1 protein-coding gene is annotated in these 24,682 nt (G+C 57.7%); it reads left to right on the forward strand.

What is annotated here, in order from left to right:
* The first annotated feature begins 21 nt into the window (after window positions 1–21).
* Window positions 22–24,681, forward strand: coding sequence for an LEPR-XLL domain-containing protein (locus PH7735_RS08570; RefSeq protein ID WP_058310833.1), 24,660 nt, complete (start codon window positions 22–24; stop codon window positions 24,679–24,681).
* Window position 24,682: the final 1 nt, after the last annotated feature.

Below are 24,682 nucleotides of genomic sequence, written 5' to 3' on the forward strand. Positions count from 1 at the left end.
TTTCAGCTTTGAGGTCCGCAAATGGCTTTTCCGTTCGGCGCAGGCGACAGAATTCGACCCGATACTTCGAAAAAATCGAAGCGTCGAAGCTATACGACTGCGGTTCGCGAATTGCTTGCGCGGGTCCACGAGAAACGGCGCTCTGAAAGGGGCGCACGCCGCCTTCTGAATATCGAAGCGATGGAGCCGCGCATTCTTTTGGCGGCGGACCCGATTTTTGCCTACACTTTAGGCGATGCAGGGGACTACACGCTCGACCTTAATCACGACACGGACGCAGACCTGTATCAGGTCCGTATTCTTGAGGATGAATCCGGTCTTGTTGTCGCCAGCAGCGAGATGGAAGGGCTGGTCAACATCAACATCACGGGCAGTGGTGACAATGATGTCCTGACCGTCGATTTCATGTTCCGTCCGGATCCGGCCTTTGCAATCAATTTCGATGGCGGTGACGGTGAAGACCAGCTGATCCTCGAGGGGCCACGCTTTTCAACCGTGACCTATGATCTTGGCGATGACGGTTCCGGCACAATCACCCAGACCCACGACACCGAAGACCATATCCGCACCTTCGTCGATGTTGAAAACGTCACCGACCTGACCTCGGCGGACGAACGGATTATCAATGATGACGTGGCAGGCCGTGGTGGTGTGGTCACCATCAGCGATGATGACACCGAAGCAAACGGCGTGTCACGTGTCGAGATGGGACCTGCCGGAACTCTGACCACCCTTGATTTCATCAAATCAAACGGCGGCGGGGATTATGACAACGGGGTGATCACCTTTAACCTGGGTGATGGCGATGACCAGATCCGCTATGAAGGTATCGATGCGCAGCTTTATCAGGCCGCTACCGATCTTGACGGTGCTGGCAATCCAGATGTGATCATCACCATTGATGGCGGTGACGGAAATGACGAAATCTTTGGTCCGCAAAAGGACATTACCTGGCGGATAACGGACGAAAACCGTGGTCATGTCGAAGGATCATTTTTCCAGAACATCGAGACCCTGACCGGCGCAGAAGGCAACGAAGATACATTCTATTTCGAGTTTACCAGCGGTCTTGGGGATCCGGGTGAACTGATTGATCGTCCGGGAAGTTTTGACGGGACAATCAACGGTGGAGCAGGCGGAAAGGATACGATTGTTCAGCAGAACGCCATCTTTAGTGGTGCTGCGACATCAGCCTCGGGCACGGCCACAATCAACCTGCACACATTCAATTACACTGGTTTGGAACCTGCGATTACAATCGGCGGCACGATCGGCGGCGATGACCTTACGCTTCAGGCGGCCGCATCTGCCGGACGGTTCGAACTGGTCACGGAAGGTGGCGCACAATACGGCGGCGGTGATTTCGCAAGTGGCGCGCCCCTTGTGATCAACCTTGGTTTTGGCGACGACACTTTCCGTCTTGGGCTTGGGCTTGAAAACTGGGCCGGTGGTCTCACGGTGCGCGGTGATTTCGGCTCGGACCTGATCGAGATGAATGAAAACCTGTCGACCGATGGCGGCGACATTACCATGGACGCCGAGTTGATCGTCGTGGGCAACGGGGCAATCATAGACTCTCGCGTGACCTCTCTTTTGACTGCGGTCAGCCATGGCGACATCACGCTGATGGGGGGCGGAAGCTCGGTGTCCGGAACGCGGTTTGCGGGCGCATTTTCGGGTCAGAACCCGTTCTCTGATCCCGATGAAATACTGGAAGGTGCCGGTATCGCGGTTGGCGGCGGTGCCCAGCTTTTGGCGGCTGAACCTCAAGGCACGGTTGGGGGCATTTCTGGTGGCGCGGTGTCCATCACAGTGGATGCCGGATTTTCTCTTGATGCACTGGCCTTTACACCGGTTCTGAATGAAAAAGTTGCGGCGGCATTTATCGAAATCGGCGACGTCGTCATCCGCGGTGGCACCGTGGACATTTCGGCCACCGCAGACTCTGGCAAAGCGGTCGAGATTGAAATCGATGTGGATGCTCTTTTGGGCCTGCCCGATGATGAATCCACCGATGGCGAAGTGGAAGACGGCGATATCCCGTTGGTTGTTGGCGGCATTCAGCTCGCCGCGTCCGAATTAGAGGGCGCCATTCAAGAACAAATCGACGATTTCCCGCTGCTTGGGGCCTTTGCGACCAAAATCCCCGTGCATCTTGTACGTTCGGTTGCAATTGCGCAGGTCAACATCCTGTCGGGGGCGTTCATCTGGGCAGAAGACACGCTTGATATCGCGTCCGAGGCAACATCGATCCTCGAATTTACCAATCCGGGTCTGAATATCGGATTTACCTTTGGCGAGTCCGATGCGACGGCCAGAACAAGTGTGGCAAGCGGCGTTACCCTTGTTGCCGGTGGTGACGTTACCGTTGAATCGCGCAGCACAAACACGATTGATGTCACGACAAATATCGTTTCGGGCCTTGTTGTTGCGAAGAAGAAAAAGACCTCTTCCAATGCGCCCCGCGGGTTCAAACGCGTCAAAGGCCCTGCCATCGCCATGACACTGGGCGATGCGACAACGCTGGCCCAGACGGACATCGCAGAAGGGGCGTTGATCACCGGCTTCAATGTCACCATCGACAGCAACACCTCAACAGAGCAATCGGTCAGCACCAAAACCCGTATTGTGCAACCACAGGCCAATCAGGGCGAAGCGGTATCGATCACGCTGGCCTTCTTGGACAACACCGCATCAACTCAGGTTGCCGGTTCTTTGACAGCGACCGAAGACGTCACGGTTAGCGCCGAAGCCATCAATGCCGAAACAATCCTTGGCTCCAAAGCCACAACCAAGTCCAAGCCTTCACTGGCTGATCAAAGCCCACAACAGGCCGCCCAGCAACGGTTGATGGCGAACGCCGGCAGTGCGGCCGGAAAATGGGGCGGGCCAGGGGCCTTTGGTCTCTCTGCAGCTGTCCTTGTGTCTGAAAACAGGTTGCTGGCCGAAGCGCTTATTCTGGATGGGGGCGCGGTCGATGCCGGTGGTGCGCTTGCGGTGACGGCGCACACCGAAGACAATTTCCGGACCACCGCAATTGGTGGTTCGAAGGCCGGCGCAAGCGTCGGTCTTGCGGGCGGCGTCAATGTCTCGATGTTCGACAATGATGCCGTGGCGCGGATTGATGGCGCGACAATCACTGCGGCCTCTTTGACGGTGGATGCCAATGCGGAAGTCCCCAATCAAGTTGATTTCCTTGACGAAATTCCGGCTTTTTTGAGCGCCATGGGAGACCTCGGCGACACGCTTGGTGCGATGCCGTCGATCAGCGATGCTTTTGGCAATGTTGCGGATAACATCGACCCCGAAGATCCCAACAGAACACGTCAGGCCGCCAACACATCGATTGGTGTCTTCCAGCAATATTATGACGAGTCGCTTGGCCCAGCTTTGACCGGTGTTGTCGATGCCTCCACGCCCTTCCTCGGCTATGCCAATCCCGCAGGCGGTCTGCCGGACAAGGTCGCCACAAGCTATGTCGCGGCCAGTGCGGCAGCGGGCAATGACGACACCGGCACCTCGGGCAAATTCGCCCTCAGCGGTGCAGTCAACGTGATGATGATCGCGAACAAGGCCACTGCCGGAATTGGTAGCGGTGCGATGGTCACGATCACCGGCGCAGAAGGCGCGACCGTGCGTTCAAGAGGGTTGATCGAAACCGTTGATATCGTTGGTCCCCCCAACATCAAGGCGATTTTCACAGGGGCGACGAAAAGTGATGGATCGTCGGTTGGCGGATCGTTCAGCTATGTCGAAAAAACCAACGAGGCAGATTCCTATATCGCTGATGGTGCCCAGATCATCGTGACACATGGTCTTGTCGTGGATGCCGACACCCGACAGTTTGTCATGAACCTTACCGATGCAGGCGGAAGCGGGGATGACCTCAACTTCCAGGGCAGCGTGTCGATCAATGATCACACCAACACGGCCCGCGCGTGGATCGAAGATGGCGCCATGGTTGGTGCGGATACCGTCACCGTGGATGCAGACCATTCCGCAACCATGCTAAGCTTTGGCGTGGCGTTTGCAAAAGGTGGCAGCACCGGTGTCGGCGCGAGCGCCGCAGTAAACGACATGACCAACACCACTTTGGCCATGATCGGCAATATCGAAGATGGCACGATTCCCACCGATCCCGCCTTTGTAGCAGGCGTATCTGCCGCCGGGGATGTGACGGTTGAAGCGGACAGCGTGAATTTGGGTCTTGTGATTGCCTTGGCGGCTTCCAAGCCCGACAGCGGATCCTCGTCGCCAGCACCTGATCCTGCCAACAATTCGACACCGCCCGCAGTGAACCAGAACAGTGTGACTGCAAATTCGAATGGTGTTGATGTGGCTGGCGGAACGGCTGGCCTCGGGATTTCCGGTGCGGTCGGGATCAACCTTGTGGGTCAAACCACAGAGGCGGTGATCTCTGACACTTCGGTGACGTCTGGCGGGTCGGTCACTGTGCATGCAGAAACATCAGGTCCGGTTGTGGCCGTGTCCATTCCATTGACCATGATCACCGGTTCTGGCGATGGCGGGGCTGGTGACACTGCGATTGCGGGTGGTGTGGGGGCGACGGTCTTTGATCGTACGACACGCGCGGCAATTGAATCCGGTTCCGTGACCACCACAGGCACCGGCAATGTACTGGTCGAAGCGGAAACGCGATCGGAGAGCGTTGGTTTCGTTGTTGGTGGCGCAGGGGGCTCTCAGGCGGACACCTCGATTGCCGGATCGGTCAATGTGACCGTTGCGGATGACACAACAGAGGCTCTGATCGGATCAGCGGCTGTCGTGACGTCCGGCGGCGACGTGACCGTCACGGCCAAAGACTATGGCATTAGCGTCAATGTGGCCGGTGCAGCCGCTGACAGCAACAGAACCTCTGTCGGGGCGGCATTTGACATCGGAATTTTCACCGATGACGTGGATGCCCGGATCGATGGGGATGTGACCGCAGACGGCGATGTTCTTGTAAACGCGGAAAACTTCTCTTTGATCGTATCGCTTGCGGCCAGCGTAGGCTCGGCCGATAGCGGTCTCGGGCTGGCGGGTTCTGTCGGGTTCAATTTTGTCGACAGCGATGTAACCGCCCAGATCGGCGGGTCGGTTTCTGCATTGGGCAGCGTCGGCGTTTTGGCCGATGATGATCTTATCGCCATTGGCGTTGTGGGTGGGTTTGCCAGCGGGTCAACAGGGATCGGCATTGCGCCCGGAACACTGGTTGTGGATCACGAGACGACGGCCACAATCACCGGCACGGCAAATGTGGTTGCTCTGGGTCAGGGCGCAGGGCTGCAATTCCGTGGCGCAACACAGCGTGGCGTGATGGTTGGGGCCGACACGGACGACAGCCTGTTCATGGTGTCTGTTGCGGGTGCCAAGGCCGATCAGGTGGCTGTTGCGGGGTCCGTGGCTACAACAGTTGTGACCGGCACAACCCAAGCGTCCATAGAAGGTGGCGCACGGATAAACGCAGATCCGGCTGATCCGGATGCCGCCGAGATCGCACCCGGTGCGCATTTGGCGCAAGGGGTCTTGGTGGATGCACGCGCGCACACACTTCAGATCACCTTGTCGGGTGGTGTGGCCAAGGGGGGCACCGGCGCTGTTGGGGCGGCCTTTGGGGTCCAGACGATGGACCGTGATGTGCTGTCCTTTATCGGAACCGGCGCAACCGTCGAGGCCAAGGGCAACGTCGGGGTTTCGGCCTTCTCGAATGATGTATTGATCAATTTCGCCGTTGGAGGCGCCCAGTCTCAGAGCTTTGCCGGTGCCGGATCGGTCTCTCTTGGCGTTCTGGACCGGTCAACCAATGCCTATATCGACGGCACCGTCTTGTCGGATGGCAGCGTAAGCATCTATGCCGATAGCGATCTCTTTGGCGCCATGGTTGCAGGCGCAATCGCACTCAGCGGAAGCTCCGGCGCCGTGGGCATCGCCGCAGCGCCGCTTGTCACGCTTTCCGAAACCCGCGCAGAAATTCGTGGAAACGCGAATGTAACGGCAAACGGCAATTCGGCCATCACCCAAACGGTAAATGGCGATACACGGACACTGCGCGGCGTTGATGTCTTTGCCAACGATCGGGTGCTTTCGAACACGCTGGCCATCTCGGGCAGCTCTTCAAGCGGATCCTTTGCTGGCGCGGGCAGCTTCTCGGGAAGCTTCCTGTTTGGCACGGATGAAGACATCAACACGGACACACCCGTTGCCTCGCTCGAATACGAAGATCCAGAGACCAGCGGCGACGCCTCGATCACAGAAGCCTCGATCGATGGGGGGGCAACGGTTACAACCGAAGGCAATGTCTCTGTAAGGGCCAATGCCTTTGCCGAGGCCGCCGCAATGACAGGTGCTATCGCCGCTTCTGCGGGATCAACAGGGGTTGGTCTGTCCGGTGGGGTGATTGCGCGCAAAAGCATTACGCGGGCCTTTATCGGGGACGCGACAATCGTTGCTGCGGGCAATGTCGGCGCGACCATTCTGCCCGACGATGACGGTACACGCACAGTGCGCGGTGTTGATGTTTCGGCCGACAGCGATCTGGTGATTGTCGGGCTGACCGTCGGCGGTAGCGGCGCAGGTGGCTTTGCAGGCGCTGGTGCGATTACCGTTGTGGTCACTGATGACGAGACGCAGGCGCTGATTGGGGCGGGCGCGGATATCACGACAGATGGCAATGTGACCATTGCTGCCGACAGTGATCTGATTTTGCTGTTCGGATCGGGCGCTGTTGCGCTTGGTTCATCCGGCGGCATCGGTGCCTCTATTGCGGTGTCTGTCACCCTTTCGGAAACACTGGCCGAAATCGACGCCGGCGCAAATGTCACTGCGCGCGCCCTGCGCGATGCCTCTGTTGTGCCGGATGATGAAGGCACCCGTTCGATCCGTGGCGTCGATGTTTATGCCGATAGTTTCTTTGTCGTGACAGGGATCACCATGGCTGGTGCCGGTGGTGGCTCGGGTCTCTCTGGGGCAGGCACGATCAACACGGTGGTTCAGACCGACACCACCCGCGCGCGCATTGGTGCATTGTCCACGGCAGATGGTGGCGTGGCGTCGCCTGATGCAACCACAATTTTGACAGCGGGCAGCGTGTCTCTTGAAGCAGACAGCGATGCCGTGATTGTTCCTTTGTCGGGTGGTCTGTCGTCCGGCAACGGTGCGGCCTTTGGCGCGACGATTGTCACTTTGACCAGAATAGCTGACACCGAAGCCCTTGTCGGGCGCGAAGCCTCGGTAACGGCAACAGGAACACACCAGAACACCATTCTGGATACAGGTGTGACGCGCAACATTCGCGGTGTCGACCTTGTTGCGTCTTCTTCACCGGTTCTTGTCGCGGCAGGTCTGGCCGGGGCGCTTGGCAGCTCCGGTGCGGCGGCTGGTGTGATCTCGGTGGTCACGAATACGGAAAACGTCCGCGCGCGTGTCGAAGGCGCGACGGTATCAACCGACGGAAACCTAACGGTTTTTGCTGACACCAGAACAGGTCTTGATGGTCTTTCGGCCTATGATCTTGGGGATGCGGTAATCGAACCTGTGAGCTCGGCCGTGCTGGTTGCCGGTGCGGGATCCATTGCGGTTGACAGCGGCGCTGCGGGTGTTGGTGGATCGATCGGCACGGTTGTTGCGGATCACACGGTAGAAGCAAAAATTCACGGCAACTCTGCCATTGTGGCAAACGGGACAACGGGGGGCACGGATCGTGCGCTCACGGGGGCGTCGCAACGTGTGGCGCGGGGCGTTGATGTTGTCGCGCAATCCGGCATCTTTGCCTCAGCCCTGACAGTGGCGGGCGGCGCAAGCTCGAGTGTTGGTGTGGCCGGTGCCGTTTCCAGCACGACTGTAACCGAAACCACAACCGCGCGTGTCACGGGCGGGTCGGTTACGACCGATGGTAACCTGACTGTGCTGGCCAACAGCGACAGCACGCTTGAAACACTCGCTGGCGGTATTGGCGGGGGTGGCACGGCGGGTGTCGGGGCAGGGGCTGCGGTTTCTGTTCACACGGATACAACAACGGCGGCGATTGACGGAACCACCAACATTACGGCATCCGGCAGGTTGGGGTCGACCACCATGCCAATGGGCAACGAACTGGGTGATGGTCCGACAACTCAAAGCAGCTCGTTTGGTGTTGCGGTCTCTGCTGTTTCAAACGAATTGATCATCACCAGCGCGATCGGCGCAGGGGGCAGCGGCACGGTTGGCGTCGCTGGCTCGGGGGCTGTTACAGTTCAAAATGAAACAACTCACGCCTGGATTGGCGCAGGGGTCACCGTGGCAAACACGGGCGCTGGAAGCCAACAGGACGCGGCTGTTCTTGCGCGGGATGTGAGTTTTGTTGTCAGCGGCGGCGGCGCTGCGGCGGCTGGCGGGTCTGTTGGTGCCTCGGCAGGGGCCGGTGCCCAATCCAGCGTCAAGAATACCCAGGCCTGGATTGCCGGTGATGTCTCGGTCAGAGATGACATTACCGTTCGTGCACTGTCAGAGGACACATCCGTTGTCGTCGCCGTGAGCGGATCGGGTGCGCCTTATGGATCGATGGCCGGCGCAGCATCGGTTTTGAGCATCGACAACACCACACACGCCGTGATCTCATCCACGGCGGACCTCACGGCAGGCGATACAATCTCTGTGGTTGCTTTGGATGAAACAATCGCGGATGTCGTTGCCGGGGCCGCCTCGGGTGGGTTGGTTTCGGGGGCTGGCTCGGCTGGCGTGACCGTGATCAACAAAAACACCAAGGCCGAAGTGGAAGGCGGCGCGAGCCTGACTTCCTCGGGTTCCGGCAGTGGCGTCTTGGGCCTCACCGGTGACATTGGCGTTGATTTCGAGGCCGAACCAGACAGTGAGCACGAAATCAGTGTGAGCCAATCCGGCGCCAGCAGCACCGAAGCGGCCGGACAGGGGTTCAACGACGAAGGCTTCGATCAGGAACGTGTTTCTTCGGCCCAGACCGGCATGGTTAACGGTATTTCGATCCAGTCCGTATCGACCGACAGCATTGAAACCTTCTCCGTAAATGGGTCGGGGGGCGCAGGCGCGATCGCGCTTGGTGGAACGGTCAATGTTATCTCGAATGAAACCGAAGCCTTGGTTGGAAATGGCGCCGAGCTGACAACCAACGGCACCGGTGATGATATTAAAATTGGTGCGAATTCAGACAGTTACGCATTGAACATCATGGCAGCCGTTGCCGTTGGCGGAACCGCTGGCGCACCGGGCGCCAGTGCCGCCGTATTCGGTAACAGAACAGAAGCCCGCGTCACAGGCGCCACGCTCGACAGTGCCGGCGATGTGGTGATTGCCGCATCTGGCACCGATGATGCGCTTGCCGTGACACTGGCCTTTGCAGGCGGCGGAACGGTTGCTGGCGGCGTCTCGGCCAATGCGGTGGTGATCACTTCCGAGGTGACGTCGGGTATCGACGGGGCCGCAGATGTCGACGCGGCGTACAACGTTGTTGTCGCAGCAGAACACTCGAGTGATGTGGACGTGATTGCGGGCGCCGCAGGGGTGTCCGGTGGCACCGGATTTGGCGCAGGCGTCAATGTCGTCGTTGTCGACAAAACCACAAATGCCTTTATCGCAGGGTCGGCTCAGGTTGATGCAAATGCAGGTGGTTCGGGTGTTTCCGTACTGAACGGCGGTCTGAGTGGAACAAATGACCGCTACGACGATGGCGACGCCCTGACGCGCAGCACAGAAGAAGGGGTTCTGATTACGTCGGAAAGCGACGAGGATATCTTTGTCTTTGGAGCCGCCGCAGGCATCGGCGCAACCGCCGGTCTGGCCGGTGCGATTGCCGTGACCGTGGTTGATAGCGACACCAGCGCCTTTGTTGGTGGCTCGGCTGGCGTGAACCAGAATGCGACTGGCGACAGCTCTCAGGATGTAGTGATTGCTGCGGGCAATACGCTTGAGTTGTTTGTGGGCAATGGCGCGCTGGCGGTTGGTCTTGCGGGCGGGGCTGGCGGGGCGTTGGGTGTCGGTGTGATCCGGTCTGACACCTCGGCCTATACCGCGTCAGGGACAAATGTCCGCGCAGGGGGCGACGTCACGGTCGGTGCCGCAGAAATCATGGATGTGGACCAGATCGTCATTTCAGGCAGTGGCGGCGCAGCGGCCTTTGCCGCATCAGTTTCCGTTCTGTCTTTTGGCAACGAATTGAACAGCACCCAGACCACCGAGATTTCCTCGGGCGGGGTTGACGCGATGGATGAAGCGGACGATGCGACGTCAACATCCTGGAGCGGGTCGATCCTTGGCGGGTTCGCCACAAGCGACGGATCAGAAGATGTTGATGGCACGGGTCAGCCTTCAGCGACATCGCGTTTGGGCTCTGTCATGTCGAATGCCAATACGGTCGTCGGCAGCGAAACTTCGGTATCGGCTGCAAGCGATGCAACTTCGCGTGTGACAACCCAAGGCACAGATGCCTTTGTCGCCGGAAACGTCGAGGCCGGAGGAAACGTCAAAATTCAGGCCAACGAACGGATTGATCTGGATACAGACGCGGGCACAGTGGCCGTCGGTCTGGCATCGCTGGGTGCCGGGATCACAGTGAATACAATTGCGCGGACAACAACCGCCAGCATTGATGGAACGGGATCGGTCTCGGCCGGACGCATCGCAGGATCAAGCCGCGTTGATGTTCTGTCAGACATGCGCATCAACGTCGACAGCGTGTCCATTCTGGCCTCTGGCGGCCTTGCAGGGGCGCTTGGTGCATCCGTCGTGGTACACAATGACGCTTCGGGCGCAAATGCCGAGATTTATGGCGATGTTTCGGATGGTGACACCGTGCGGCTTCTGGCGTCGAGCGAACGCGATATCACCCTGAGCAGCAGTCAGGCTGCGGGCGGGAGCTATGTCGGTGGTGCCTCGGTGAGCACGCTTGATATTACAGGAACAACGCAAGCCCGTGTGGGATCGGCAAGCGATGTTGGCGGTGGCACATTTGGAGGCGTTGCGCGTTTTGACATCGACGCCAAGGGCGACACCATTTCAAACCTGACGGGCCGGTCCTTGTCCGGCGGGATTGGAAACGGGTCCCTGAACGAAGTGCGCACCACGGTCGGCGGCACGGTTCTTGCGGATGTGAATGCTGCAACGGTTAATATTTCCGGTGCGTTTACTGTTGATGCAGAAAGTGATGTGACGTCCACAGTGACGCTTGTCGGCTTCTCGCTCAGCGGTGTGTCTTTGGGCAGTTCACGCGCGGCCGTCACCATCAATCCGAATGTGACAGCACAAGTGCGCGGCGCGTCTGACATCGATGCCGGATCGGTATCGGTACTGGCCAACAGCGATCATGAAGGCAACGCAATTGCAAACGCAAGTGCAGGTGCCGTCGGATCAATTTCCGAAGTCGAAGCCAACGCCACGATTGCCGGCAGCCTGACCGCATCGCTGTCCGGTTCCGGAATGACCGTGGATGCGGGCAGCGTCACAGTCGACGCCGCCAGCAAAGCGGATGCGGATGCGGAATCCAGAGGGATTAATGGCGGTGCCTTAACGGTGGGTGAATCTGAAGCCATCGCAAGTGTTACCCCCACAATCACCGCGCAAATCGGCGGCGGAGCTGTTATCACCGCGACTGGCGATGTCACCGTTCTTGCGCGCCACAACGTGGCCTTTGACGGCACTGTTTTGACCGAAGTCGGTGATTACGGTTTGGATGCCAGCGCGGTTTCGCAAGCCTCGGCCGGTGCTCTGGTCGGTCTCTCTGGTGCGCGCGCCAATGCAACATCAAGTGCAACCCTTGTGTCGCAAGCCACCTCGGGAACAGTGCGAGCCGGATCTCTTAACGTGCGCTCGATGGGTGACATTACCGGCTTTGCCGATGCCACCAGCGTGATAGGCGCGCTAATCGGCGGCGGAACCTCGAACAGCACCGTAACTGTCGGAGGCAGCAATACCGCGCGCATCGATGGAACAACCGTCGACAACACCGGTATTGTTTCGGTTCTGGCCCTTGATGGCGTGGATGCAGACGCAGACGCAACAGCAGGCGCCGGTGGCCTTGCTGCAGGTGTCGGCGGCGCATCAAACAGCACTGTCATACGTTCCGTGAACGCGATGATCCAAGGCAACAGCGCAAATGTATCCGGCAGCGACGTGACCGTTGCTGCGGTCTCTATGGTGCAATCAGAGGCCGTCACATCAGGCGTCGCAGGCGGCGCCGTTGCGGTTGGCAACTCAAACGCAACCTCTACGGTTGTCGCTACCGTGCGCGCAGAAATCAAAGAGGCCGCTCTTGTCGAGGCCACAACCGGCGATGTCACGGTCAATGCCTTCTTCAACGTGTCTGATGCCAATGGAAACGGTCGTGTGACAGACGCCGCCCGCGCATCATCCACGACGTCTGTTGGCGGCGCGGGATCGATCTCCAGTTCAAACGTCACCGCCTCATCAACTGCAAACGTCTGGGCCGGATTTGGTGCCAGTGCGGTTGTCACAGCAGATGACGATATTCTTGTGACAGGACGCACTTTTAATGAAGCAGACGCAGTTGCCAACAACAACGCAACGGGTTTGATCTCTGGCGGAAACGCCTCGGGCACGTCATCCACCACAACCAACGTGGATGTAGAGGTCGGCAACGGAACCGTGTTGACGGCCGGGGATCTGGCACAAATCCGCGCCTTCGCGGTGGCCGAAACCCGCAACAGCGTCACTGGCGGATCGGCCGGTCTTTTGACGGCAGGATCGTCAAGCGGCACGACCAATATGACGACAACCGCAGACGCCAGAATGGGCACCAACAGCCGGATTGACGCAAATGATGCTGAACTGATTGCGCGCACCTTTGCGGATGCAATTAGCCGTGTGACCGGATCGTCCGGTCAAGAGCTTGGCGAGACGTTGTCTGCCTTGTTCTCGGGTGATTTCGCCAATGTCAGCGTGCCTTCGATTGCCGCAGCTGGCGGTGCATTGGCCGATGTGAACATTACTTCGGATTCAAATGTTGACGTGAATTCCGGCGCAGTGGTGAATGCTGGACGCAATGCAACGCTGTTTGCGGCCAACCGGATCAACCTTGATATTGCTGTCTCTATGCAGACCGGAGGGGCGGTTGCCTCGTCGTCGACGGCTTATGTCCTGACAGACATTGACACAGATGCGGATGTCATTTTGCGGACCGGCTCCCAAATTCTGGCGGGCTCGACCGTTGATATCGATGCCTTGAACGAAGTCGGCGGCACACAGGAAGCCCAGTCCAATACTCGCGTCACCCTTGCTGGCGCGTTCTCGACGGCTGTGTCCAAATTGACCATCGGCACCAACGCCGACAAGGCGCAGGCCCGCGTTCTTCAACAGGGCACTGCACGAATTGAAGGTGGTGAGCTGATCAAGATCGACGCCTTCGGAAACGCCTTGAACAATCCGGATGCCGCAATCGGAAACGAGGTCATTTCCCGCGCGATTTCCAATGCGGACACGACTGTCCTTGCCACTGCAAACGCCGAAGCTTTTGGCACGGCCTTTGGTCAATCCATTGTTGATATGGCGGACGATGCCGTGATGGTTTCCCGCGCCGTAGATATTGATGGCAGCTCGAACCTGTTGATCACCGAAGTGGCGGCAGCTGAAGCCTCGGGTGTTATCACCAAAATCGTCGAAGTGGTGCGCGAAGTGGTGCGCAAGGTGACGAAATGGTTGCCATGGCCACTGGACGCGATTGTCGAGTGGGTCACGGATACGGTGATTGACCTTGTCACTGTGTTTGAATTTGCCGACAGCAATGCCGAAACCACCACTGTGGGTGACACCGCGGATGATATTGTTGATCTGCGCGGCTCGATTTACCTGGGCGATGGCACGGACAAACTTCTGCGTGTGAACGCGGATGGCAGTATCGATCCGGTGTCAAATGTCGGCGCCTCGATCAACTCATCGCGTATTCTTGTTGATGACATCGTCAATGACTCTGGCGGGACGTTGGATATCCGTCTGGTCAGAGGTGTGGTCAGCGGGGATGCAGATGTTTACCTGCCAAAGCTTCTCACCAGCGTCACAATCGAGAACAATACCTCGCGTGATCTGCATATCCAAAGGGTCGAGATGATCTCGGACAATGCCGGTGAGCCGGATATCAATGTGGTCGACAGCCGCCCTGCGCCTGCCGATGTGCAGCCGGGCTTCAATATCCGAAATGCCGGTGGTGACTTTACCACCTTCACGGTGCGGAACTTCTCGACCAATGCCGGTTCTGACGTTCTGTTCCTTGATAATATCAGCAATGTCGCCGCGATCTTTGACTTCCGCGCCTATGGCGGCAACATCACGCAGGCTGCGGGCATTACATTGGTGGCGGGCGATGCCGGCCAGATGTTTGCAACCGACCTGAACAGCGGAATTTTGGTTCCTGCGGTCACCATAATCGCGGATCGTGGCTCGATCGGGACGGTGTCCAATCCGTTCTATCTCGAGATGATACGCGGACGGGATTTCCGCGATGGAACAATCGCCTATGACCCGATCAACTTTGTCGGGCGTGCAGGGGATGATCTCTATCTCGAAGTACAGGGGACAAATGTTTCCTTCCTTGGATCGACGCCGATCACCACACCTGCTGACGGTATTCTGCTGGATATGCAGGCGGGTGATCAGCTCGACTTTACCGGTCTTGAAGGGCGTCTGACCCGTGTCACCGTCGAGGCTGGATCACAACCGAACACCTTTATCACAGCCCGCACCGATTATACCGTTGAAGGCCAGTATGAAGTCCTGAACGGCACGTCGACAGGTGGCAACGTCATGCTTGAGGTTCTGGGCCAGTCGTCCATGGGCATCGGCCATGTGTCTGCCGTAAACGGATCGGCAACGCTTATTGCCGGGGGTAACCTGACCGACCGCAACGCAACCAGCAGTTCTGATGTCACAGCACGCAGCATTTTCCTGACGTCGCGCTTTGGTGGCATCGGTTCGGCAAGCAATGCGTTTGACTTTGACTCGTCCAACAATGCGCTTGGATCGGTCAATGCAACCGCGCCGGGCGCCATTGTTCTGAACGAAACCTCGGGCGACATGCGCGTGGGGCAGATTCTGTCTAACAGCACGGTTACCCTGACCAGTGCGGGCGGCATTGTTGATGCGTCGAATGACGGCGTGGCGGATGTGATCGGCACGACGCTCGTCCTCGCGGCAAGCAATGGACACATCGGCAGCAGCAGCAACAGCCTTGATGTGAATTCGAACCGTCTGGGATCTGTCAGCGCACGTTCGATCCATTTGAACGAAACCTCGGGACATATGGTGGCCGGAAGCGTTGCCGCGAGCGCCGGAAATGTCATTCTGAACGTGGCTGGCGGGAACCTTTATGTAGAAACGATTTCTGCAAACGGTGACGCCATTTTGACAACACCCGCAGGCAGCGTTCTGGATGGAACCGCAAGTACCGCCGCAGGAATCCTCAGCAATGGCCTGTCCATTACGGCGTCCGGTTCGATCGGCACCGCCGGTGACTTCCTTGAAGTCGACACAAGCCGTGGCGTGATGTCTTACTCGGATCTGGATGCCGGAACGGGCATCTTTGTTTCGGAAACTTCAGGTAGTTTCAATGTGATGCGCGCCGAAGCTGACACCGGCAACGTGGCATTGCGGGCGGACGCCTGGACGTTGCGTTTGAGAGCGGGTGGTTTGATCACTGCTCACAACGGCGTTGTTGATCTGGATGCCGCATCGGAAATCGTATTGGAATACGGAACCGCAGTAACGGCGTCGGGCCACGCCTCGCTGGATGCCGCGCGGGCGGTTTCCCTCAGAACCGACGCAACAATAACCGCGCAGACTGTCGCCATCACAGGTGCGACTGTCGAATTCGGGGAAGGGTCGCAAACGCGATCAACATCCGGCAGCGCCTCCGGAAACAGCGTCTCGGTGGTCTCGACCACTGGCGGCATTTCCATTCTGGCAAATGCGGCCCTGTCGAACCAATCCGGCACCGGTTACTTTAACGCGGCGTCGTCCCTTGCGAGCGGCACCGGCAGCACGGTCAACATGGGCTATCTGCGCATGAATGCAGGTGGCGCGATTTCCACTGGCGTGGACAGCTCTCTTCTTGGGCGGACAGGTTATAATCTGACGGGCGCGTCGATGACGCATGGCGAACGTGCGTTGCTGACAACAGGCGCGGGGCAGAATGGTACGATTGGCCTGTCCGGTGCGTTGACCACCCAACAAGAAAGCACGATTTCAGCAGGCAGCACCCTGACATTGAACGTCGGACGCCTGTCTCATGGTCCGAATGCCGTGATGGACGCGACCAACAATGTGGCGGCTTCGGTTGCGGGTGATGCCACCCTTGACGTCAAGAGCATGGTATCGGCCGGTACAAATGTATCCATGACGGTCGGTGCAACACTACATGCGATGCAAGACGCCATGGTAACGGGCGGCGTGAATGTGGATCTCATGGCCAGCAATGCAGTGTTTGAAACCGGTAGTGTTATGACTGCCGGCAACACGCTGTCCATTGCGGCGGCCGATACGCTGTCTCAAAACCTTGGGGCGACCTTTACGTCCGGATCGTTGATCGTTCTGTCGATCGATCTCGGCGATGTTGACGCCGCAGGCGGCATCATGGCGCTGAACGGGGCGCTGGACAGCCTGGCCATTACACTGCTGGGCGGCGCTGATAACGATATCTTCAACATCGAAGTCACATCGATTGACGGCAACACAGAGTTGCTGGCCGGTGACGGGGATGACGAGATCAACCTTATTGAACTGCCCTCGATGACAACGCTGCGCGACGGTGTGCGCGATACGTTCTCGGTTGATGGTCAGGGCGGTACGGATGTGACCACGATTGATCTGACCGGTGTCAGCGATGTGATCGTGAACAACAGCGACAGCGGTGCACCCAACGATGGACTTGACCGGATGTTGATCCGCACAACGGATCAGGACGACACCATCCTTGTGCGTCGCAATTTTATTGCCCTGATGCAAAGCGACGGGGCGGGCGGGTTCCTGAATTCCCTCGAACGCATCAACTATGACCAGTCGATCAATGCGCGTGTGCGCGTCGAATCCGGCGTTGGCAACGATATGTTCGCCATGGATGATAACAGCGCTCTGATGACCTTGGATGGCGGCGTCGGGGACGACACCTTCCAGATTGGCCAGATGTTCGGTGCGGACCGGCTTGTGCCCAATGTGGCCGCCGGAGACGAGATTGCCACAATCGAAACCACTCTTGGTTGGCTCAGCCGAGGCAACAGCGTATCGACCATTCTTTATGGCGGCCTCGGGAACGACAACTTCCGTGTTTATTCAAATCAGGCCGGTTTGCGCATGGAAGGTGAAGCAGGCAACGACGTCTTTGTTCTGCGCGCCTTCTTGCTCAACACAAGTGAAGGCGGGTCGTCTCTTGTCGGGCAATCCGCGTTGAATGCGGGCTCGGGTGACGATGAAATCCGGTATAACGTGAACGCACCCGTAGACATCGATGGCGGCGCCGGTTTTGACAAAGTCGTCGCGGTCGGCTCTGAAGGGGCAGACAATTTCCTTGTGACCAAAGACGGTATTTTCGGTGCGGGCCTGACCGTCACCCTGTCCGGTGTGGAAGAAGCACTTGAGGTGGATGGTCTGGAAGGCGACGACAATTTTTATGTGTTGTCGACACAGTCAGGTGTGACCACGCGCCTGATCGGCGGCGTTGGCAGTGATACGTTCAATATCGGCGGCAGCGTTCTGGAAGATATCATTTCGGCACCAAATGGCGGACAGTCCGGTATCATCAACCATTTTGCAGATGCAAATGAACTAACCGATCCCGACTATGTGAACCTTGTCGGCCAAGGCATTGACCTGATTGTCAAACCCGCCAATTCCGATCCGGTGATTATCGAACAGTCTGGCCCGGATACAGCCGTTTCCGAAGGCTCTGGCAACATTGACACCTATACAATCCAGATGCCGAACGCCCCCATCGGCACCGGATCAGTCGCCTATATCACGATCTCTGCCGCCCAGGCATCCACAGCACTTCCGACGGGATCGCGGACGGTTCTGGTCTCGCTTGATGGTGTGAATTTCGCGGATCAGGCAGTTGCCAGCTTTGACAATACAAACTGGAATGACCTGCGCACCGTTTATGTTCGCGCTGTGGATGACACTGCCGAAGATGGCAGCCGCGTTGCCCTGATAAGCCATTCGATCATCTCGAACGAAGCCGAGCTGAACGGTATCCGTCTGGAAGACATCAAGGTTGATCTGCAAGACGATGACAAAGCGGAAATCGTTGTGACCCGCACGGGCGCAGATACGGTTGTTCATGAAGGTGGGATGACCGACACCTACAGTGTGTCCCTCTCGCGTCAGCCTGATGCAGGTGAAATCGTCACGGTCGCGCTGGATGTGGATGCGGATGTGTCTCTGAATGCGACCTCGCTTCAGTTTGACGAAACAAACTGGAACACGGCCCAGATCGTCACGGTGACCGCAACGGACGACACCACCGAAGAAAACCGCGAAGAGTTTGACATCGTACATTCGGTGACCAGCTCGACAGGGGCCTTTGCCGCTGAAGATGTTGATCTGGACGTTGAGGTGATCGACAACGATACGGCCTCGGTGATCGTGACCGAAACAGATGGCAGCACCGTTGTTTCAACCGGTACAAACGGCGATGACAGCTATGCGGTTCAATTGAGCCGTGCGCCTGTCGGGTCCGTCACGGTTTCCGTCGAAGGCGACGGACAGACGCTTTTGAGCAGCAGCGATGCGCGTTTCGTGGCCGGAACCCTGACGTTTGATGCGTCAAACTGGGACCAGCCGGTGATCATCGACGTTGCCGTTGATCCAACCACACCGCTGGCCGATCCGGAGAACCCGATCCGCGTTGTCTCTGCACGTCCGCATCTGGTGGATGGCATCCAAGGGCCTTTGATCCTCGAAGGGGACGCCGGACCGGACAGCCGATCCATCTCGCCAGCGATCATTTTGCCAACTGAAATCGACCTGCCGCTGGGTGAGCGTCCGCCTGTTGATGACACTGGCGAAGACGTAGATCGCGTCAACGTCTTCAACGACAGCTCGAACGCCGCAGATACAGGTCTTTTGACGGCAACCAATTTGTCCGGACTGGGCATGGGTGGCGCGCTTACGCTGAACGAGGGAACGACCCAGGATCCGGTGCCCGTGACGTATCAGGGCGGCATCACCTATGCCAATATGGACATCTTCGAAGTTCTGCTGGGACGTTCGAATGATACCTTTGTGATCGAGAGCACGGCCACTGATACCATCACCGCGATCCACGGTGGCGGCGGTGACGATACGATTACCGCACACAGCCATGATGGCCCGCTGGTGATCTATGGGGATACCTCCGCTAGCAATCTTCGTTATTCTTCCGAACAGGGCAACCTGACCGAAAACGGGTATGCCTATGGCGCCGATGGTAATGATCTGATTGATATTTCCGGCACCAGCACAACCGTTGTTGTCGATGCCGGCGGCGGAAATGATACCGTATTCGGCGGTTCGGCGGGCGACCACATCGCAGGTGGCGATGGTCAGGATGACCTCTCGGGCAATGGCGGCGCGGATCACATCTATGGTGACAGCCGTTTCGAGGTCAATCTCGTGACCCGTGTCACATCGACAGATGTGTCTCAGGGCGGTGACGCGGATACGATCAGCGGCGGCGCAGGCTCCGACCTAATCTTTGGCGACCACGGCTTGATCCTTCAGCCGGGCCTGTTCAAGGTCCTGACCACGCAAGGCGTGATTTCAGCGACATCCGCAAACGCCGCAGAAGGTGGCGCCGACTATATCACCAGCGTTTCCGGCAATGACACTCTCATCGGCGGCTCTAGCGGAGACACCTTGACGGGATCAGGTGGTGCGGATGCCCTGTTTGGCGATCATGTGGACCTTATCATCGCAAGCGGCACGCTGGTTCAGGCCCAAAGCATCTTTGCCTCTGAAGGAAGAGGCGGCGCAGATAGCATTACAGCCAACAGCGGTTCGGATATTGTTTTCGGCGGTGAAGGTCGCGACACCTTGTCGGGAGGCCACGGCGCTGATTTGATAATTGGCGACAATGGAATAGCGATATTCGACAACGGTTCGCTACAATCAGCATCTAGTAGTCTGGAAAATCTAGGCTCGGGTGATGCGGACCGAATTCTTTCCGGATCAGGATATGACAGCGTTATCGGTGGCGAGGGTGGAGATACCATAATTAACAGTGGTGTCGGCGGTATCCTCATCGGAGATAACGGCGAAATTCTGCTAGATAACGGAATACTTCAATCCATCAGAACCACCGATAGTGTCGCTACGACAGGCGGCAATGATCTTATCACTGCTTATAGCGGAGAAGAAGTTGTTCTAGCGGGTGTTGGTGCTGATAGCGTTCGCAGTGGTAGCGGCGATGATTTCGTTATCGGAGATAACGGAATTGCGCTTTTCGAAGGGGGCTTGTTGAGTTCTTTCGAAACCATGCTTCCAGATATCGGTGGCAACGATAGAATTTCGACATATACCGGAAATGATACGGTGTTTGGCGGTGCAGGAAATGACACTGTTTACACTTCGGACGGCGATGATGTTGTGGTGGGCGACGGTGCGATTGGATTGTTTACAGCAGGTGTGTTGGACCACCTTTCAACCAAATCCAGCGGAATTGGTGGTCGTGACAGAATTTTCTCCGGCATTGGTGACGACACAGTTTTTGGCGGTGCGGATAACGACAGGATCGTGACCAAAGAAGGCGCAGATGTCGTGCTCGGAGATGAAGGGGAAGCAATCTTCAATCTGGATGGCGATCTCTCAACATTAGATATGTTGCGTTCTCTGAATGGCCTTACCATAGGTGGCTGGGACTTTATCGAAACAGGTCTAGGTGATGATACCGTCTTTGGTGGGTTCTATAGTGACAGGATTGTTTCTGCCGAAGGCGATGATCTTGTGGTCGGAGACAGCGGCATACTTATTCAGGTAAATTCTGCTCCAATTACACTCCGGACATTGGATGACACCGCTGGGGGAACTGACGATATTCAGGCTGGCGAAGGGAACAATGTGGTTCTTGGTGGCCGTGCAAATGATCAGATCACATCAGGTGCCGGTCATGATGTCGTCATCGGTGATGCCGGCGCTGTAACGTGGTCGCAATTGTTGGGCGAAACAACAATTGAACGGATCGAAACATCGGATGCGGGCCCCTCATGGGGTCATGATCAGATCGATGTCGGCAATGGCGATAACGTCGTTCTGGCGGGTGTTGGACGTGACACGGTGGATTCAGGAGATGGCGGTGACGTCATTCTGGGCGACAACGGCGTGGTGATCTTTAACGCCGGTTCGGTTGTAACCGTGCGGAGCAGTTCGTCCACTTTGGGCGCCAGTGATCTGATCCGGTCCGGCGCAGGAAACGATACCGTTCTTGGTGGTACGGGAGCAGATACAATCCAGACCTCGGCCGGCGACGATCTGGTGATCGGGGACAGCGGTGAGGTGTCCTACACGGACGGCGTCCTGCAGATCGCTCAGACCCGATTTGAAGGTCTTGGCGGCGGGAACGATCTTATCCAAACAGATTCAGGCGCTGATACCGTGCTTGCGGGCGACGGCGCTGATACCGTCGAATCCGGCCTTCAGGATGATATTGTTCTTGGCGATCAGGGACAGATTACTTGGGATATGGACGGACTGCGTCCAGTGGAGATCGTCACGCGCCTGCCGGAAATCGGCGGGGTTGACCTGATCGATACAGACGAGGGCGACGATATCCTTCTCGGGGGCACCGCAGGGGACAGCATGGATGCCGGCGACGGCGCAGACGTCCTGTTCGGGGATCATGCAGAAATCCTGTTGCAGTTTGGTGTCGTGACCTCAATGAGATCGATCGACACCACCCGTGGTGGCAATGACACCATGTTGTCCGGAACGGGCGATGATATTGCGGTTGGCGGCTTTGGCGAAGATGTGATCCGGGGCGCAGCAGGGATGGATATCCTGTTTGGTGATGCGGCGCGGCTTGACAGCTTTGCCTTGGACGGGGACGCATCCAGCCTTGATGTTGTCGAAGTGATTGCCCCGACAGATGGTGGCGCGGATGACATCGATGGCGGGGATGACAATGATGCCATCTTCGGCGGCACCGGCGCGGACCTTTTGCTTGGCGGATTGGGCAATGACCTTGCCTTTGGTGACCACGGCCGTATTGAACGCCTCGAAAACGGGTCTATCGACCTGAGCCAACTGCCATTGACCACCGCTGCGGCCTTGCCGTTCAGCTTTACCTCGATTGCCACATCCGGCGATGACGCGGGCGATGGTGACCGGATCATCATGGGAGCCGGCGACGATATCGCATTGGGCGGGCAGGGTGCTGATCTGATTTCAGGAGGCCTTGGTGCCGACGATATCATTGGCGGGCACAACGTGTGTGGCGGCTTTGACGGCGATGACGTCATTGATGCCGACGAAGGCGATGATGTTGTTGCGGGCGACAATGCAGACATTCTGCGCCGCGATGATACGCTGGACCAGCGTTTGCGCAGCCTGAATGGCGAAACGCTTTACCAGATTGATCCTGTTACGGGCTATATCGCATCGGGCTATGCGCCAGATGTGTCCGCTGTGTGGGAGCCAAGTCTTGATGGTGTTCAGGGCCGCGATATCGCGCTCTTGGATCATTCCGAAAACGCATCGCCGGAAACATGGGGCAATGACCTTATTGCTGGTGGGGCCGATAGCGATCGTCTGTTCGGACAACGCGGCAACGACACTGTCATGGGAGATGGCTCGATCGACTTTGATGCTGTCGGAGGTCCGGTTGCAGAACAGGGTGGTCTTGTCAGCGATGGATCGGATTACATCGAGGGCGGCGGAGATGACGACATTCTCATCGGCGGTTTGGGCCAGGATGATCTGATTGGTGGCTCTTCGTTGATGTTCCTTGGCGAAAGCTGTGGCGATCCATTGGGCGAAACCCTGATTGACGGGGCCGATACGATCTATGGCGGCGATGGTCTTGATACCACACGCAACAGCCTTGGCGACACTTCGGAAAGTGGCCATGCCAGAGATGCGGATGTGATTCTTGGCGACAATGGCAATATCTTCCGCATAATCGCAAACAATTCGGCCCTGCATTACCAGTGGGACACATACGGGGATACCGGTGTGGAACGTATCGATGTGCGCGCCATTGAATATGCCGCTTATACCCCCGGCGGTGATCTGAGCGATATCGGTGGCGATGACTGGATTCACGGCGAAGGTGGGGATGATACGATCCACGGCATGTCCGGCGATGATACGATCTATGCAGGTGCGCAGAACGATGACGTGATTGGCGGCGCCGGAGATGACTGGATTTCGGGCGGCACCGGCCATGATGGTACTCTTGGAGATGACGGTAAAATTCTGACAAGCCGGAATGGTTTGACAGAAGCCCTGATCGGGTTGACCTCGGCGCGGAGCGAAGAAATCGTTTCAACACAGGCCAGCGCCTTCCACGCCATTTTGAACCCGCTTGGTGAATTGACCAAAACGGCCGATCTGGAGCCTTGGGATCTTGGCGGCAATGATCTGATCTATGGTGGTCTGGGTGATGACTCGATCCATGGTGGTGCAGGGCAGGATGGATTGTCAGGGGCAGAAGCCCTTGCCGAGTTCTATGACGCCCCAAGCGACTGGCGCCCCGAGATTGATGCGGTCACAGGCCGTCTGGTCGTGCCGGACGGGTACTTTGACGTCAACAATGCCTTGGCGCGCATTGATGGACACGTCTTGAACTTTAACTCTGACGAAGGCGAACTGACGCCCATGGCGCGTGAATGGGCCAAGGGTGATGGTGACGACAAACTGTTTGGCGATATCGGCTTTGACTGGATCATGGGTGGCACGGGCCGTGACCACCTCTGGGGTGGCCTTGGCGGGGATATCCTGAACCTTGATGATGTGCTGGACACAAACGGTGGGGCCAATGACGCGCCTGATGCCGCCAGCACGGATATTTCGGAGTACGGAGATCTGGCCTATGGCGGCGGCGGCCGTGATCTGTTGATTGCCAACACATCCCATGACCGAATGGTTGACTGGTCAGGCGAATTTAACAACTTCGTTGTGCCATTCTCGCCCTTTGGAAACTGGACCGTTGTACGCTCTCCGGCCCCATGGATTCAGGAATTCCTGATGCAGGTGGGCCATAGCGATGGCGCCGATCAAACCCGCGTCGAACAGGGGGCAGATCCTGAACGTCTGGGCGAACCTTACGGCGAATTGGGTATGGTCACACAGTCAGACGATGAATGGGGCGACAACACCGGATCACCAGACGGCGGACAGCCCGGAAACTCATCCGGCAAACGCGATGGTCGTGGTATCGAACCTGCGCCAGCGGCCACTGATCCGGCAACTGTAGATCTTGTGGCTGATCCTGCGCCCACGGCTTCGTTCCAAAAACTGTCGGTGTTCTCGTCCGAAACTGACGAAACCGAAGGCTGGATCGTTCAAACGCAGGAAACCTTTGACGATGCGCCTGCCAACACCGCCGAGCAAGGCGTTGAAGTTGTGGAGCTTTTGATCGTTCCTGCACCTGCAAATGATGCTGGCACCGATGCGACCGCGACACCGGATGAAGAAACAGAACTGGTGGATTGGGTCTGGGTTGCAAACACCGCCAAAGGGAACGGTAGCAAAAAGTCCTAAG

Source organism: Shimia thalassica (genome assembly GCF_001458215.1).
Taxonomy (GTDB): Bacteria; Pseudomonadota; Alphaproteobacteria; order Rhodobacterales; family Rhodobacteraceae; genus Shimia; species Shimia thalassica.

Excerpts from the sequence above, each read along its gene's own strand:
- PH7735_RS08570 (WP_058310833.1), top strand. The coding sequence starts at position 22 with ATGGCTTTTCCGTTCGGCGCAGGCGACAGAATTCGACCCGATACTTCG.